The organism is Serratia proteamaculans, assembly GCF_013337185.1.
Taxonomy (GTDB): domain Bacteria; phylum Pseudomonadota; class Gammaproteobacteria; order Enterobacterales; family Enterobacteriaceae; genus Serratia; species Serratia proteamaculans_D.
In genome coordinates, this window is sequence record NZ_SWDE01000008.1 from 22451 (window position 1) to 39381 (window position 16931).

The 16931-nt window shown below is 54.7% G+C and carries 14 protein-coding genes; all 14 read right to left on the reverse strand.

The features are described from left to right. Positions 1–4: 4 nt before the first annotated feature. Positions 5–3493 (reverse strand): DNA polymerase III subunit alpha, encoded by a 3489-nt coding sequence (gene dnaE, locus FCL49_RS22355; protein ID WP_153859278.1) that lies wholly within the window; start codon positions 3491–3493, stop codon positions 5–7. Between the two features lie 83 nt (positions 3494–3576). Continuing rightward, positions 3577–4170 (reverse strand): ribonuclease HII, encoded by a 594-nt coding sequence (gene rnhB, locus FCL49_RS22360; protein WP_012146481.1) that lies wholly within the window; start codon positions 4168–4170, stop codon positions 3577–3579. Then, the gene (gene lpxB, locus FCL49_RS22365) at positions 4167–5315 is read right to left on the reverse strand and encodes a lipid-A-disaccharide synthase (RefSeq protein WP_174355193.1); all 1149 of its coding nucleotides are present in this window, start codon (positions 5313–5315) and stop codon (positions 4167–4169) included. The genes rnhB and lpxB overlap by 4 nt, the downstream gene beginning before the upstream one ends. Before the next feature lie 3 nt (positions 5316–5318). Next, positions 5319–6107: an acyl-ACP--UDP-N-acetylglucosamine O-acyltransferase gene (lpxA, locus tag FCL49_RS22370; protein ID WP_012146483.1), complete on the reverse strand. Its 789-nt coding sequence runs from the start codon at positions 6105–6107 to the stop codon at positions 5319–5321. 3 nt (positions 6108–6110) lie between these two features. After that, entirely contained in the window at positions 6111–6566 is a 456-nt protein-coding gene (gene fabZ / locus FCL49_RS22375; protein ID WP_017893789.1) for a 3-hydroxyacyl-ACP dehydratase FabZ, read from the reverse strand. A 161-nt stretch (positions 6567–6727) separates the two neighbouring features. After that, positions 6728–7750 (reverse strand): UDP-3-O-(3-hydroxymyristoyl)glucosamine N-acyltransferase, encoded by a 1023-nt coding sequence (lpxD, locus tag FCL49_RS22380; RefSeq protein ID WP_174355194.1) that lies wholly within the window; start codon positions 7748–7750, stop codon positions 6728–6730. Between the two features lie 4 nt (positions 7751–7754). After that, positions 7755–8252, reverse strand: a complete 498-nt coding sequence (skp, locus tag FCL49_RS22385) for a molecular chaperone Skp (protein ID WP_112347219.1) — start codon at positions 8250–8252, stop codon at positions 7755–7757. Between the two features lie 159 nt (positions 8253–8411). Beyond that, positions 8412–10817, reverse strand: coding sequence for an outer membrane protein assembly factor BamA (bamA, locus tag FCL49_RS22390; RefSeq protein WP_135317744.1), 2406 nt, complete (start codon positions 10815–10817; stop codon positions 8412–8414). A gap of 35 nt (positions 10818–10852) precedes the next feature. Continuing rightward, the gene (rseP, locus tag FCL49_RS22395) at positions 10853–12208 is read right to left on the reverse strand and encodes a sigma E protease regulator RseP (RefSeq protein WP_174355195.1); all 1356 of its coding nucleotides are present in this window, start codon (positions 12206–12208) and stop codon (positions 10853–10855) included. Positions 12209–12236: 28 nt separating this feature from the next. Then, positions 12237–13085 (reverse strand): phosphatidate cytidylyltransferase, encoded by an 849-nt coding sequence (cdsA, locus tag FCL49_RS22400; RefSeq protein WP_174355196.1) that lies wholly within the window; start codon positions 13083–13085, stop codon positions 12237–12239. Positions 13086–13094: 9 nt separating this feature from the next. Further along, positions 13095–13853 carry a (2E,6E)-farnesyl-diphosphate-specific ditrans,polycis-undecaprenyl-diphosphate synthase gene (ispU, locus tag FCL49_RS22405; protein ID WP_012146490.1) on the reverse strand — a complete coding sequence of 253 codons (759 nt, stop codon included), beginning with the start codon at positions 13851–13853 and terminating at the stop codon, positions 13095–13097. 278 nt (positions 13854–14131) lie between these two features. Then, entirely contained in the window at positions 14132–15328 is a 1197-nt protein-coding gene (gene ispC, locus FCL49_RS22410) for a 1-deoxy-D-xylulose-5-phosphate reductoisomerase (RefSeq protein ID WP_174355197.1), read from the reverse strand. A 157-nt stretch (positions 15329–15485) separates the two neighbouring features. Continuing rightward, entirely contained in the window at positions 15486–16043 is a 558-nt protein-coding gene (frr, locus tag FCL49_RS22415) for a ribosome recycling factor (protein WP_174355198.1), read from the reverse strand. A 123-nt stretch (positions 16044–16166) separates the two neighbouring features. Further along, entirely contained in the window at positions 16167–16892 is a 726-nt protein-coding gene (pyrH, locus tag FCL49_RS22420; protein WP_004952223.1) for a UMP kinase, read from the reverse strand. Positions 16893–16931 lie beyond the last annotated feature (39 nt).

A 16931-nucleotide genomic window follows, 5' to 3' on the forward strand; every position in this document is an offset into this window, starting at 1 on the left:
TATTTTAGTCAAATTCCAGTTCCACCTGCTCATTACCTACCAAAGTCCGCAAATCTATCAATAAGCGGTCGGTGGGCGTCACGCGCCAGGTTGCGCCAAAACGCAGCTTGGCCCGCGCATCTTCCCGTTGATAGTAAAGATGCACTGGAATCGTCCCCGAGCGATGGGGTTCCAAAGACTGACGGAGACGGTTCAAAAGCTGGTCATCAATTTGCCTGTCCGTCAGCGAGATAGCAAGTCCGCGAGCGTATTTTTCACGGGCTTCACTGATGTCCATTAGCTCGCGGGCGGTCATTTTAAGCCCACCGCTAAAGTCATCAAAGCTGACCTGTCCACTGGCGATCAGGATACGGTCTTTTTCCAATAAATGCTGGTATTTTTCTAACGCATCGGTGAATAACATCACTTCCAGACGGCCTGAACGGTCATCCAGCGTACAAATTCCGATGCGATTACCACGCTTGGTGACCATAACCCTTGAGGCAATCACCAGCCCAACAGCGGTCGTCATTTTGCCCCGATCCGTCGGATGCATATCTTTCAAACGCTGGCCACCGGCATAGCGTTCGATTTCCTTCAGGTACTGGGTGATCGGGTGCCCGGTGAGGTACAACCCCAACGTTTCCCGCTCACCGTCCAGTACCACCTGCTCCTGCCAGCGGGGCACGTTGGCGTAGGATTGCTCCACCTGCTCCGGCGCTTCGGCCAGTACGCCAAACATGTCCACCTGGCCGATCGCTTCGGCTTTGGCATGCTGATCGGCCGCTTTCAACGCGTCACCCAATGAGTTCATCAGCGCGGCGCGATGCGGCCCAAGGCGGTCGAATGCCCCGGACATGATCAGCTTTTCCAGAATGCGGCGGTTCAGTTTCTTGATATCAGAACGTGCGCACAGGTCAAACAGGTCTTTGAAATAGCCCTGCTCGCCACTGTTACGCGCTTCAAGAATAGCTTCAATCGGCCCTTCCCCGACGCCCTTGATCGCGCCGATGCCGTAAACGATCTCGCCTTCATCGTTAACGTGGAAATGGTACTGGCCGCTGTTGATGTCCGGCGGCAGGATTTTCAACCCCATACGCCAGCATTCATCCACCAGGCCCACCACCTTATCGGTATTGTCCATATCGGCGGTCATTACCGCCGCCATAAACTCGGCTGGATAGTGCGCCTTCAGCCACAACGTCTGGTATGACACCAGCGCATAGGCGGCGGAGTGCGATTTGTTGAAGCCGTAACCGGCGAATTTCTCCACCAGGTCAAAGATTTTTACCGACAGCTCGCCGTCGATACCGCGTGATTTTGCCCCATCTTCGAAACCGCCACGCTGCTTGGCCATCTCGACCGGGTTCTTTTTACCCATCGCACGACGCAACATGTCCGCGCCGCCCAGCGAATAGCCGGCCAGCACCTGGGCAATCTGCATGACCTGTTCCTGGTACAGGATGATGCCGTAGGTCGGTTCCAGTACCGGCTTGAGCGACTCATGCTGCCACTGAATATCCGGGTAGGAGATCTCTTCACGGCCGTGCTTACGGTCGATAAAGTTATCTACCATGCCTGACTGCAGTGGCCCAGGGCGGAACAGCGCCACCAGTGCGATCATATCTTCGAAGCAGTCGGGCTTCAGGCGTTTGATCAGATCTTTCATGCCGCGCGATTCAAGCTGGAAGACCGCGGTGGTCTCCGAACGCTGCAGCATGTCGAAACTTTTCTTGTCTTCGAGCGGGATAGCGGCGATATCGATCGGTTCCAGCCCGGTCTTCGCGCGGCGGGCGTTGATCATCGCCAACGCCCAGTCGATGATGGTCAGGGTACGCAGGCCCAGGAAGTCGAACTTCACCAGCCCGGCGTATTCCACGTCGTTCTTGTCAAACTGGGTGACCGGGTGCTGACCTTCTGCGTCGCAGTACAAGGGAGCGAAGTCAGTGATTTTGGTCGGTGCGATCACCACACCACCGGCGTGCTTACCGGCGTTACGCGTCACCCCTTCCAGTTTTCGCGCCATATCGATCAGCGCTTTGACTTCCTCATCGGCCTCGTAAATTTCCGGTAACTGCGGCTCGGCGGCAAAGGCTTTCTCCAGCGTCATACCCGGATCGGGTGGCACCAACTTGGAGATACGATCGACGAAGCCATACGGGTGACCCAATACGCGGCCCACGTCGCGAATAACCGCCTTCGCCGCCATGGTACCGAAGGTAATGATCTGGGATACCGCCTCACGGCCGTACATCTCTGCCACGTGATCAATCACCAGATCGCGTTTTTCCATGCAGAAGTCGACGTCGAAGTCGGGCATCGAAACACGTTCCGGGTTAAGGAAACGTTCGAACAGCAGGTCAAATTCCAGCGGATCAAGATCGGTGATTTTCAGCGCATAGGCCACCAGTGAACCGGCACCAGAACCACGGCCTGGCCCTACCGGCACGTCGTTGTCTTTCGACCACTGGATAAACTCCATCACGATCAGGAAGTAACCCGGGAAGCCCATCTGGTTGATGACTTTCAGCTCAATGTCCAGACGTTCGTCGTATTCAGGGCGGCGCTGAGCACGCACCTCCGGATCCGGGAACAGGAACTCCAGTCGATCTTCCAGCCCTTCCTTCGACTTAAGGACCAGGAAGTCCTCGGTGGTCATATCACCGGTTGGGAACTGCGGCAGGAAGTATTCGCCAAGGCGAATTGTCACGTTACAACGCTTGGCGATCTCTACGCTGTTGAGCAACGCCTCTGGGATGTCGGCAAACAGCTCACACATCTCGTCTTCGTCACGCATGTATTGCTGCGAGGTATAGTTACGCGGGCGCTTGGGATCATCCAACGTAAAGCCGTCGTGGATAGCAACGCGGATCTCGTGGGCGTCAAAGTCATCCGCTACCAGAAAACGCACATCGTTGGTGGCCACTACCGGCAGCCCACGCTCGGTCGCCAGGGCTACTGCCGCATGCAGATAGTTTTCTTCGTCCGGCCGACCGGTACGGATCAGTTCGAGATAATAACTGTCGGGGAAATACTGCTGATAAAACTCCAGGCACTGCTCCACCTGCGGCTGGTTGCCGCGCAGCAGAAACTTGCCGACGTCGCCCTGACGGGCACCTGAGAGCAGGATAAGCCCTTCACGATGCTCAATCAGCCAGTCGCGGTCGATGATCGGACCGGCGGCGCCGTAACCACGCTGATAGGCGCGGGAAATCAGCAGCGTCAGGTTTTGGTAACCTTCATTATTGGCGGCCAGTACGGTGAGCTGCGCCAGCTCGTCGCCCAGCACTTCGCTTTGCACATGAAAATCCGCGCCGATGATCGGTTTGATCCCGGCGCCGTGCGCGCTGCCATAGAACTTCACCAGGCCACACAGGTTGGTAAAGTCGGTAATTGCCAAAGCGGGCATGGCTAACGCGGCGGCTCTTTTCACCAACGGTCCGATCTTGGCTAATCCATCAATCATGGAGTAGTCACTATGAACGCGCAGGTGAATAAAACGAGGTTCGGCCATATCCAGATACCTGAATCTAGGGGCTCAGCGAACTGAACCCGGGTTAACTCTATCGCGTGCCTGGCCCGGCTAGGGCCGGCAGATTACAGCGCCAGCACCCTTCTAACCGGGGCAAAGCTGCGGCGATGATGCTCGGTCGCACCCAGCGCGGCCAGCCGCTCCAGATGGAAAGCGGTTGGGTAGCCTTTATGCTGCGCAAAACCGTAGTCCGGGAATTCCCGATCCAACTCGGTCATTTCGCGGTCACGCGTGACCTTCGCCAAAATGGACGCGGCGCTGATTTCTGCCACGCGGCTATCGCCCTTCACCACCGCCTGCGAACGCATCGGTAATTTAGGACAACGGTTACCGTCGATCAATACCATGTCAGGCGCGATATGCAATCCGGCAACCGCTCGCTGCATCGCCAGCATGGTGGCATGCAGAATGTTCAGTTGATCGATCTCGTCCGGCTCGGCTCGCCCCAGACTCCAGGAGAGTGCCTTCTCGACGATTTCGTCATACAGCGCCAGGCGGCGCTTTTCACTGAGTTTTTTCGAGTCCGCCAGCCCAACTATCGGTCGCGCAGGATCGAGGATCACTGCGGCGGTCACTACCGCCCCGACCAAAGGGCCACGGCCGACTTCGTCCACGCCTGCAATCAGCGTGGCGACAGGATAAATGAAAGGTTCAATCATGCTTTTGCCAGCTCCAACACAGCCTGAGCGGCCTGTTCATCGGCACCACAACGGATGCTTTGGTGCAAGTTAAGGAAAGTCTGTTTCAATTCGTCGGTTTGCGGGCTGTCTTCCAGCAACGGCATGATAGACGCCGCCAGCTTGTCCGGCACGCAATCGTGCTGCAACAGCTCGGTGACGATCTCACGACCGGCCAGCAGGTTGGGCAGTGAGACATAGGGGGTCTTCACCAACCGCTGCGCTATCCAGAAGGTAAACGGCTTCATGCGGTAACCCACCACCATCGGGCATTTAGCCAGCATGCACTCCAGTGCCGCAGTGCCGGAGGCCAGTAAAGCCGCGTCGCTGGCGATCATCGCCTCACGGCCCTGGCCATTGAGCAAATGGACCCTTAACTCAGGTGCCACTTCCGCCTTGATGCGTTCGAACTGCTCGCGTCGCTTGGCGTTAACCAAGGGCACTACCAGTTCCAGCTCCGGATAGCGGGTGCGCAGCAACTGTGCCGTCTTCAGGAAGTCAGCGCTAAGCATCTCGACTTCAGCACCGCGGCTGCCCGGCAGCAGGGCCAGACAACGCGCATCAGGGGCAATGCCCAGCGTAGCGCGCGCAGCCAGTTTGTCCGGTTGCAACGGCATGGCGTCGGCCATGGTATGGCCAATAAACCGACAGGGAACGTTGAAACGATCGTAAAACGCTTTTTCGAAAGGGAGAAACGCCAACACCAGATCGGTGGCTTTGCCTATTTTGAAAACGCGCTTTTGACGCCAGGCCCAAACGGACGGGCTGACATAGTGAATAGTGCGGATGCCGCGCTGTTTCAGGCGACCTTCCAGGGTGATATTGAAGTCCGGCGCGTCGATACCCACAAACACGTCAGGCTTCAATTCGCTGAACCGGCGGGTAAGATCCTTACGGATCTTTAACAGGCGTGGCAGGCGCTCAAGCACCTCGACCACGCCCATTACCGCCAGTTCTTCCATTTCGTACCAGGTTTCGCAGCCTTCAGCCTGCATCAGCGGGCCGGCGACGCCAACAAAACGCGCGTCTGGGATCTGCGCCTTGAGCGCGCGAATTAAACCGGCGCCAAGAATGTCACCGGAAGTTTCTCCGGCGACCAATCCGATGGTCAATGGACGATTTTGCATAGGTCAGCGAATAATTCCGCGGGTGGAACGACCAAAGAAATCAAGGAACTGCTGCACCACCGGCTGTTCTTTCGCCAGGGCTTCGATTTCTGTTTTCGCTTCATCCAGCGTTTTCTCGCTGCGATAAAGAATTTTGTAGGCGTTACGAATGGCCTGCATTTCATCTTTATCAAAACCACGACGCTTCAGGCCAACGGCGTTAACACCGAATGGCGTGGCGTGGTTACCCTGCGCAATGACAAAAGGAGGCACGTCCTGGGCAACGCCGGAACAACCGCCAACCATCACGTGAGTCCCGATAATGCAGAACTGATGAATCGCCGTCATACCACCGATAATGGCATGATCGTCAATTTCCACATGGCCGGCCAGCGTAGCGTTGTTTGCCAGGATACAGGAGTTACCCACCACACAGTCGTGCGCGACATGCACGTTAACCATCAGCAGGTTGTCATTACCTACTTTGGTCAAACCGGTGCCCTGCGCGGTACCGCGGTGAATGGTGACGCTTTCGCGGATGCGGTTGCGATCGCCAATCTCGACACGCGTCGGTTCACCCGCATATTTCAGATCCTGATTCACTTCGCCAATAGAGGCAAACTGATAGATCTGATTATCGCGGCCGATTTTGGTCAAGCCATTCACCACTATGTGGGACTTCAGTACCGTGCCTTCGCCGATTTCCACCTGGGAGCCGACGTAACAGAAGGGACCGATGTGCGCACCAGCGCCGATAACGGCGCCTTCTTCAATAATCGCGCTAGGATGGATAAAGGCGGTTTTGTCGATCACGGATTAAGCCTCCCGGCTGCGCGCACACATCATGGTTGCTTCGCAGACAATTTTGCCGTCGACGGTCGCCACGCCTTTAAAGCGCGTCAAACCACGACGAGTTTTCTCAAAGGTGACTTCCATGATCATTTGATCACCAGGCACTACCGGACGTTTGAAGCGAGCTTCGTCGATACCGGCAAAGTAATACAACTCGCCCGGCTCCAGTTTGCCGACGCTTTTAAACGCCAGAATACCGGTGGCCTGCGCCATGGCTTCCAGAATCAATACGCCTGGGAAAATCGGCTTACCAGGGAAGTGTCCCTGGAAAAACGGCTCATTTACAGATACGTTCTTCACCGCACGCAGGAATTTGTGCTCCTCAAACTCGAGGACGCGATCGACCAGCAAGAACGGGTAACGGTGAGGAAGCAACTCTAAAATTTCTGCAATATCCAGAGTATGAGTGTCAGTAGTCAAAATACTCTTCCTGTCTCTAAAAACTGATGGCATCAACAACACGGCCTGCGCTGCCCCCAATAAGGAGGAAGTCATGCAGGCCGCAAATTAACAACTCTTTGCGCTTTTGGTCTCATGACCAACGCGTTTCGTTTTGTACCCAGCGAGGCGGGCGGTAGTGATTAGTCTTTTCCGACTTTTCGTTCGACAGCTTTTAAGCGCTTGCTAATCTCATCGATATTCATCACCAACGCAGCGGTTTTACGCCAAACTTTGTTGGGTTGTAACGGAATGCCCGAAGAGTATACCCCAGGTTCGGTGATTGGTCGCATAACCATTCCCATTCCGGTGACAACAACCTTGTCGGCGATCTCCATGTGACCGTTGATCACGCTGGCTCCGCCGATCTGGCAGTAGCGGCCGATTTTCAGGCTACCTGCCATGATCACACCGCCGGCGACGGCAGTATTGTCGCCAATCACCACGTTATGTGCAATCTGACATTGGTTGTCGATGATAACACCATTCCCGATCTGAGTGTTATCCAGCGCGCCGCGGTCAATGGTGGTGCAAGCGCCAATCTCGACGCGATCGCCGATAATTACCGTGCCCAATTGAGGAATTTTTATCCACTCGCCACGTTCGTTGGCATAGCCGAAACCATCAGCACCAATCACAGTACCTGATTGGATCAGGCAGCGTTGACCGATCTCGACTTCATGATAAATCGTTACGTTCGCCCACAGACGTGTACCCGCGCCAATGCGCGCACGTTTGCCGATGAAGCAGCCAGGGCCGATAACCACGTTATCGCCAAGCACTGCGCCCGACTCGATCACCGCATTGGCCCCAATGGCAACATGCTGACCCAGAGAGGCTTCAGGTGAGATAACCGCGCTTGGCGCGATATCCTGAGCCGGGGACGGCGTGGTATCCATCAGTTGCGCCATGCGCGCGTAAGTCAGGTAAGGGTTTTTAACCACCAGCGCCGCAGAACGGCAGTGTGGTAAATCCGCCTCGGTAAGCACTACTGCGCTTGCCTGGCAGGAAGTCAGCTGCTCTTGATAGCGGCTGTTTGACAAAAACGTGATTTGGCCAGCCTGTGCCGAATGCATAGAAGCAATGCCGGTGATGACGAGATCGCCATCACCGTGCAATTGTGCATCCAACTGCTGCGCTAGATCAGCCAGTCGAATTGAAGGCATGTTGTTATTTAACCTGTTTCAGCACGTCAGCAGTGATGTCTTTAGAAGTCCCTGCGTAGGCAACAGCGTTAGCATCGATAACTACGTCGTAGCCTTCTTTGCTGGCAACAGATTTCACAGCGTCCTGAATACGGCTCAGGATTTTGTTACGCTCTTCCATCTGACGGCGACGGTTGTCCTGCTCAAAAGCCTGTGCTTTCTGAGAGAACTGCTCGCGCTGTGCCATCACGTCTTTTTCCATCTTGCTGCGATCGCTGGCTTTCATGGTAGCGCCATCACGCTGCAAACGTTGCATTTTGGTCTGAAGGCTACGCTCCATGTTCTGAAGCTCACCCGCACGGCCTTTAAACTCGTTTTCCAGCTGTTTAGCTACGGTTTCACGAGCCGGCAACTGTTGGAAAATGCTGGAGACGTTAACTACAGCGATCTTATCTGCTGCCTGAACGCCAGCTGAAGCAGCCATTGCTAAACCGAGGCCTGCGGCACACAACCACTTTTTCACTATAAACTCCTTACCATCACCCATTTGTGTCATATGACACTTGAAGTACACAATCTGCCAGACTTATCCCGCAAAACAATGAGAATCATCTCTCTGTGCTCTGACGGGCGCCTGGCATTTGCGATTCTTAATAACTGCTATGCCCAGAAGCCGGACCTGTTACCAGGTCTTGCCAATGTTAAACTGGAACTGTTCGGACTTGTCGCCTTCGTATTTCTTGATCGGGTTGGCATAGGAGAACACCAACGGACCCAAAGGTGACATCCACTGCAAGGCGATACCGGCAGAAACGCGGATATTGCTCGCCTTACTGTAGTCCGGAATATCGTACATGCTGGTCTGCGCAGTATTCTGCCAGTTGGTATCCCACACGGTACCCGCATCCACGAACAGGGAAGTACGCACCGAGTTGGCGTATTTCTCGCTGATAAATGGCGTTGGCGTGATCAGCTCCATACTGGCGACTGCCATGGCGTTACCGCCCACCGCATCGTCTGAACTACACACAGCGGCACCATTGGTACAGCTGTACGAGTTGGAGTTGTAGTACGCAGCTTTTGGACCAATGGTGTTGGAGCCGAAACCACGCACGGTGCTGGAACCACCGGCATAGAAGTTCTCATAGAACGGCATTTCTTTGCCGCCCAGACCATCTGCATAACCCAGACGGCCACGACCCAACAGCACCCAGGTGCGATCGTCGTTGATCGGAACGTATTGCACACTGTCCAGCGTCAGCTTGTAGTATTCGTTATCCGAGCCTGGAATGGTGACTTTACCATTGAGCGTAGTGCGGTTACCCGAAGTTGGGAAATAACCACGGTCAAGGTTGTTATAGGTCCAACCCAGGTTCAGCGTGAAGTCATCGGCAGAATAGCTGGCGCGATCGGTGGTGTTAGGGTTCAGACCCATCGAGTCCAGATAACGCCACATGGCAATCTGCGGCTGCATGTTGGACAAGCCGTTATGCACATAACCCAGACCGGTACGCAACGAGTTGTTTTCGTTGATCGGGAAGCCCAGGGTACCGTCTATACCGTAACTCTTGTTGGTATAGTCGGACAGGTCCGCGTCATCGGCTTTAAAGTCGTTGTAGAAGATACGGCCACCCAAACTCACACCGTCAACGGTGAAGTACGGGTTGGTTACCGACAGCTCGGTGTAAGTCTGGTAATCGTTCTTGGTACCGCTGATGCCGACGGAATAGCCGGTCCCCAGCCAGTTGTCCTGCTGAACGCCTGCCTGGAAGCTCACGCCACTCTCGGTGCCGTAGCCGACGCCGAAGTTGAAGGTACCGGTGTTACGCTCTTTCACCTTGTAGGTGACATCAACCTGATCCGCAGTGCCTGGCACGCGTTGGGTTTCCACATCTACCGTTTCAAAATAGCCCAAACGGTTCAGACGTTCTTTGCCCTGCTCTACCTGAGCATTACCCAGCCACGCACCTTCCATCTGACGCATTTCACGGCGCAGTACGGAATCTTTACTGGTGTCGTTGCCTTCGAACTTGATGCGACGGACATAGAAACGGTTACCCGCATCAATATTCACGTGCAGCTTCACGGTTTTATCCGCGTCGTTGATTTCAGGCTGGGTAGAAACACGCGGGTAAGCGTAACCATAACGGCCCAACATCGTTTTGATGTTGTCTTCCATTTTGGTCACTTTACTGCCGTTATACAGCTCACCTGGCTCAATCTTGGTCAACTGGGCAACTTCCGCCGAGTGACCGGCCAGATTGCCGTTCACCACCACGTCAGTGAGCTTGTATTGCTCGCCTTCGGTGATATTGATGGTGATGTAGATGCCTTTTTTGTCCGGCGTCAGGCTGACCTGAGTCGAATCAATATTAAAGCGCGCGTAGCCGCGGTCCAGATAGAAACTGCGCAGGGTTTCAAGGTCACCCGCCAGCTTTTGCTTCTGGTATTTGCGATCGCCAACCACGTTCCACCACGGCACTTCATCACGCAGTTGGAAGCGTGAAATCAGTTCATCATTGGTGAAGGCATGATTGCCGACAATGTTGATTTGTTGAATCTTGGCGGAAACCCCTTCCGTGAACACCAGTTTCAGGTCAACACGGTTACGCGGCAATGGCGTGACAATGGCTTTCACCGAGGCACTGTATTTACCGACGCTGTAGTAGAAGTCTTCCAGCCCTTTTTCAATGCTGGATATCGTGGTGCGGTCGAGCGCTTCGCCAACCCGGACGCCAGAGGCCTCCAGGTTTTGCTTGAGCATGTCATCTTTCACCGACTTGTTGCCGGAGAAAGTGATGCTGGCAATGGTAGGGCGTTCCTTAACCTGAACAATCAGCGTATTACCATCGCGCAGCACGCGAACGTCCTCGAAGTTGCCAGTGGCAAACAAGGCACGGATGGTATTACTGATATCATCGTCAGAGACGGTATCGCCTACGCGAACCGGCATGTTGAGTAACGCCGCACCGACGGCGACTCGCTGCAGGCCTTCGAAATGAATATCCTTCACTACGAACCCGTCTGCACCGTATACGGTGGCGCTGCCAAACAGCAGCGACGCTATGAGCAACTTTTTCATCGCCATCGTTGTTATGCGTTCTTCCTAACCTATCCCCGCCCCTAAAGACGAGAAAAATCATTGAAAAGTGCAAGACCCATTAAAAGCACCAACACGATCGAACCTATGCGGTAACTGTAGTCCTGTACTCGCTCGGAAACCGGCCCACCCTTCAGCTTTTCTATCGCCAGGAAGAGGAGATGCCCACCATCTAACACCGGTAATGGGAACAGGTTGATGATACCCAGGTTGACACTGATCAACGCCAGGAACATCAGATAATACACAAACCCGACCCCAGCTGACGCCCCTGCTCCCTGTGCAATCGAAATCGGGCCACTCAGGTTGTTCAGCTTTACATCACCGGTTATTAATTTACCCAGCATTTTGACCGTAAGGCTCATAAGCTGCCAGGTCTTGTCCCCGGCCTGATACAGCGCCGGGAAAGGTCCATACTGGCGAATCGTCTTATACTCGTCCGGCAGCGGCAACACTTTCGGAATGATGCCGGCAAAACCCACCGATTTGTCTTTTCCCACCGGCTTTGTATCCGGTATCAGCGTCAAAGACAAGGGGGCGCCGTTTCTTTCGATCTCTAAAGCCAGCGGTTGCCCTGGACCGTTGTGTATCCGTTTCACCAACGTTTGCCAACGACCCAATAGCTGACCATCGACTTTAACGATCCTGTCCCCCGCTTGTAAACCCGCCTTTTGCGCTGCCGACCCCGGCTGCACTTCGGCAAGGACAGATTCTATCTGCGGGCCGCGTGGAATGATACCCAACGCCACCACGGGATCCTGTTTGTCCGGCTCAAAATTCCACTGGCGCAAATCCAGGGTTTTGGTCACCACACTGGAAGAACCAAACGGCGCGATACCCACCTCGGTTTCTGCGTCGCCAATCTTCGCCACCAGCGCCAGACGAACTGATTCCCAATCAGGCGTTTCGATGCCATCTACGGACTTAAGTTCCATTCCAGGCGAAATTTCAGCGTGGGCTGCAATCGATTGGGGAGCGATTTCACCGATTACCGGGCGGAAACTGGGCACGCCGATAATGAATACCAGCCAGTAAGCAAGGATAGCAAACAGGAAATTGGCGATAGGACCGGCACTGATGATAGCGGCACGCTGCCAAACGGTTTTGTTGTTAAACGCCTGATGGCGGAGTTCCGGTGCGACCGAATCAACCCGCTCATCGAGCATCTTCACGTAACCGCCAAGCGGGATCAGGGCAACAACGTATTCCGTACCCTGACGGTCGGTACGACGCCATAAGGCACGGCCAAAACCGATGGAGAAGCGTTCTACACGGACGCCGCAGCGACGGGCAACCCAAAAGTGCCCGAACTCGTGCACGGTGATCAATACACCGAGCGCAACAAGAAATGCGACTAAGTTCCAGAGCACGCTAACCATAATCCCTTCACTCCCCGCCATTGACGGATTAAAACACTAACAGCATCAGGCAGGCAAATACAGGCACTGCTGCGGTCAGGCTATCGATACGATCCAGTATGCCGCCATGACCCGGTATCAAATGACCACTGTCTTTGATACCCGCTTCGCGTTTGAACATGCTCTCGGTAAGATCGCCCAGCACGGAGGCCAGCACGGCAATCACCGAACAAATCAGTAAGGTTGTCGGCACCACATTGAGCGGGGCATAACGACCAAACAACCAGGATATCAGGGCCGAAGTAATCAGGCCACCGACCAGCCCTTCCCAGGTTTTCCCCGGAGAAACTTTCGGCGCCAGTTTATGCTTGCCAAACAGTTTGCCGAACATATAGGCACCGGAATCCGCGCCCCAAACCAGCAACATCACATACAGTAGCCACCAGGCACCGGTGAAGTGGTTTTGTTCATAGCCGAACTGGCGCAGCGATAGCATACCCCAGAAGAACGGCACTATGGTCAGCAGACCGAAAACCAGACGTATCGGGCGCGAGTTACGCCACAGTGAGGCCGAGCCGGGATAGAACAGCACCAGCAACAGCGCCGCCAGCCACCAGGCCAGTGACAGCCACAGCGCCCCACCTACCTGAGGTAAATGGACCGACTGATGATAGGCCGGAATACTGAGCATCATCAACGCCAGCAGGAAGCCGCACAATATCGCCAACCAGATACGCTGCGAGCGGGAGGTAAATCCGGCCAGTTGGCCCCACTCCCAGGCAGCTAACATGCACACCACGAGTGTTACCAGGGCAAAGCCCACCGGCGGCAGCAAAAACAGCGCCGCGATAACAATCGGAATTAAGATCAGAGCAGTTATGAGGCGATACTTCAGCAAAAGTTCCCCCTAGGACGCATTGGCGCCGATAGGTGTTGTTCCCCCGAAGCGACGCTCGCGTTGTGCAAATGCATTCAGCGCACCTTCAAAGACAAGTTCATCAAAATCTGGCCAGAGTACATCAGTAAAGTAAAGTTCGGCATAAGCAATTTGCCACAGCAAGAAGTTACTGATGCGATGTTCGCCACCGGTACGGATCACCAAATCCACCGGCGACAGATCGTTCATGCAGATCCGCTCACCCAGTAACTCTTCGCTGATTTGATCCGGACGCAGTGAACCGTCCTTCACCTGCTCAGCCAGTTCCCTTACTCCCTGAATAATATCCCAACGGCCGCCGTAGTTGGCAGCAATGTTGAGCGTCAGGCCATCGTTATTTTCTGTCAGCTGCTCGGAGCGACGGATCCGCTCCTGCAAGCGCGTGCTGAAACGGCTGATATCACCGATCACTCGCAGTCTGACGTTATGTTTATGCAGGCTTTTTACTTCACTGTCCAAGGCGCGGACGAAAAGCTCCATCAAAGCGGAAACTTCCTGCACCGGACGATTCCAGTTCTCGCTGCTGAAGGCATAAAGCGTGAGTGCATCTAAATGGTTGTTGGCGGCAAAACTGACCGCGCGACGCACCGATTTCACCCCTGCTTTATGACCGAAGACACGTAACTTACCCTGACGTTTAGCCCAGCGCCCGTTGCCGTCCATAATAATGGCGACATGTCGTGGCCCCAGAGTGGACAGATTAGCCTCTTGTTGATTTGCGGACGACATAACTCGTACTTATTTCCTCAATAGAAATACAACTGCCCTTCCGGAACATCAGGCCCTTACGCGCAAAAAAAGCCGTGTGCCCGACACGGCTTTTCTGTCTGCCTTGCGACAGCCGGTAATCTGCGCTGCGCTATCGGCATTCGAGATGTCAATCAGGCCATAATTCAACGGTATAACCGCTGAAAGGTGGCGCAGACTATATCACCTCAGCAGGGCCTGAACAAACGGCCCCACTGCGGCACGCGTAATTTGCGAACAAAATAGGATAATTGCCGGTATCAGTTATGCAGTGATTTAACCAATCCAACCGCAACCTCACGCGCCTGGCGATCTATTTCTAAGACCGCATCAATGCAGGACGGTTCCTGCAGTGACAGCCGTTCGAGTACTTTTTGGTTCACTGCCGCAATATCGGTAAAGCGAATCTGCTCCTGCAGGAAAGCCGCCACGGCCACTTCATTTGCCGCATTCAGTGCGGTAGTCGCCGCCTGACCGGCATCAAAGGCCTCAATGGCCAGATACAGGCAGGGATAACGCTCCCGTTCAGGTTCGGCAAAGGTCAGCGAGCCGATACGGCAGAAATCCAGCGCTTCCACACCGGAATTAACCCGCTGAGGATAAGCCATCGCATGGGCGATTGGCGTGCGCATATCCGGCGTGCCCAACTGGGCCAGCACGCTGCCATCGGTGTAACGAACCATCGAGTGGATCACCGACTGCGGATGCAGAATCACTTCCATTTGTTCGGCCGAGGCGTTAAACAGCCAGCGGGCCTCAATATATTCCAGTCCTTTGTTCATCATGGTAGCGGAGTCCACCGAGATCTTGCGCCCCATTGACCAATTGGGATGGGCGCAGGCTTGATCCGGCGTCATCGCGGCGAACTGCTCCAACGGCGTGGTACGGAACGGGCCGCCAGAGCCGGTAAGCACAATGCGTGACACACCATGACTCTCTAATGAAGAGTATCCCAACTGACGCTGAATGCTCTCAGGCAAACTCTGAAAAATGGCGTTATGTTCGCTATCGAGCGGCAGTAACTGCGTCTTGCTCTGTTGCACCGCGTCCATAAACAGACGCCCGCAGGTGACCAGCGACTCTTTGTTCGCCAGCAGTACCTGCTTGCTGGCACGAATTGCCGCCAGCGTTGGCAGCAGTCCGGCAGCACCCACAATGGCTGCCGTGACCTGGTCGACGTCGTCCAATGCCGCCAGCTCACAGGCCGCCTGCTCGCCCGCCATCACCTCGGTGGCAATACCGTTTTCCGCCAGCAGAATACGCAGTTCACGCGCAGCGCCTTCATCCGCCATCGCGGCGTAGGCCGGGCGAAACTCGATGCACTGTTGTGCCATGACTGCGACATTGCGGCCGGCAACCAGCGCTTTAATCGCAAAACGGTCGGGATTTTCCCTGACCACGGCCAGGGTACTGGTCCCCACAGAGCCGGTGGAACCAAGAATAGTCAGTTGCTTCATGAGCTCACTCTGAATAACTGTCTGATGAGATCGGAGGTGCTCCAGTGTGTAACCTTGGCCACCACTTGTCCATGATCAATCAGTACGATGAAACGGGATCTGCGCCACAAAAAACAAAGCGCCGCCCAGGCGACGCTTTTTTTCTGCGCGATGCTGATTAGAAATCCATCAGCTCTTTTTCTTTTTCTGCCAGAGCGGCATCCAGCAGTTTAATATAGGCATCGGTCAGTTTCTGAACGTCGTCCTGTGAACGACGATCTTCATCTTCACTGATTTCCTTGTCTTTCAGCAGCGCCTTAACTTTGTCGTTGGCATCGCGGCGCACGTTACGTACCGCCACACGGCCCTGCTCTGCTTCGTTACGGACGACTTTGATCAGATCTTTACGACGTTCTTCAGTCAACGGAGGCAGTGGAACGCGGATCACGCTGCCGGCTGAACTTGGATTCAGGCCGAGATCTGAGGACATGATGGCTTTTTCTACCGCTGAACCCAGGGAGCGATCAAACAGGTTGATGGCCAGAGTACGGGAGTCTTCAACGGTCACGCTGGCCAACTGACGCAGCGGCGTGGCGGAACCATAGTATTCGACCATGATGCCGTCCAGGATGCTTGGAGAAGCACGGCCGGTACGGATTTTACTGATTTGGTTTTTGAATGCTTCTACGCTTTTTTCCATGCGTGAATCAGCATCTTTTCTGATTTCATTAATCACGTTGCGAACCCTTGAAAGCTGGATACTTGGCAGGCCATACCACAGTATAGCCCGTGAATTTTACTCAAGGGAAGCGCGCTACGCCTGGCGTTACCCGCTCCCGCTAAATTTGACAGAACAGCCTTATTTGCTGATCAGCGTGCCTTCGTTTTCACCCATCACCACCCGGCGCAGCGCACCCGGCTTGTTCATGTTGAATACGCGGATTGGCAGACCGTGATCGCGAGCCAGCGTAAACGCCGCCAGATCCATCACTTTCAGCTCACGTTCCAACACGTCCTGATAGGTTATATGTTCGTACAGTGTGGCATCCGGGTTTTTAACCGGGTCAGCGGAGTATACACCATCCACTTTAGTCGCTTTCAATACCACATCCGCTTCAATCTCGATCCCGCGCAGGCACGCCGCAGAATCGGTAGTGAAGAACGGGTTGCCGGTACCGGCGGAGAAGATCACCACGCGATTATTACGCAGCAGGCTGATCGCCTCGGCCCAGCTGTAGTTGTCGCACACGCCGTTCAACGGAATTGCCGACATCAGGCGAGCGTTCACATAGGCACGGTGCAGTGCATCACGCATAGCCAGGCCGTTCATCACGGTGGCCAGCATTCCCATGTGGTCGCCCACTACGCGGTTCATGCCGGCTTGTGCCAGGCCCGCGCCGCGGAACAGGTTACCGCCGCCAATAACTACACCGACCTGAATTCCCAGTTCGACCAGCTCTTTAACTTCCTGAGCCATGCGATCCAAAACGCTAGCGTCGATACCAAAACCTTCTGCACCTTGCAGGGCTTCGCCACTCAGTTTAAGCAGAATACGCTGATATACGGGTTTTGCATTGGTTGCCATGGTGATCTGTCCTAAGAAGCAGTATTAGTATTGGGGATT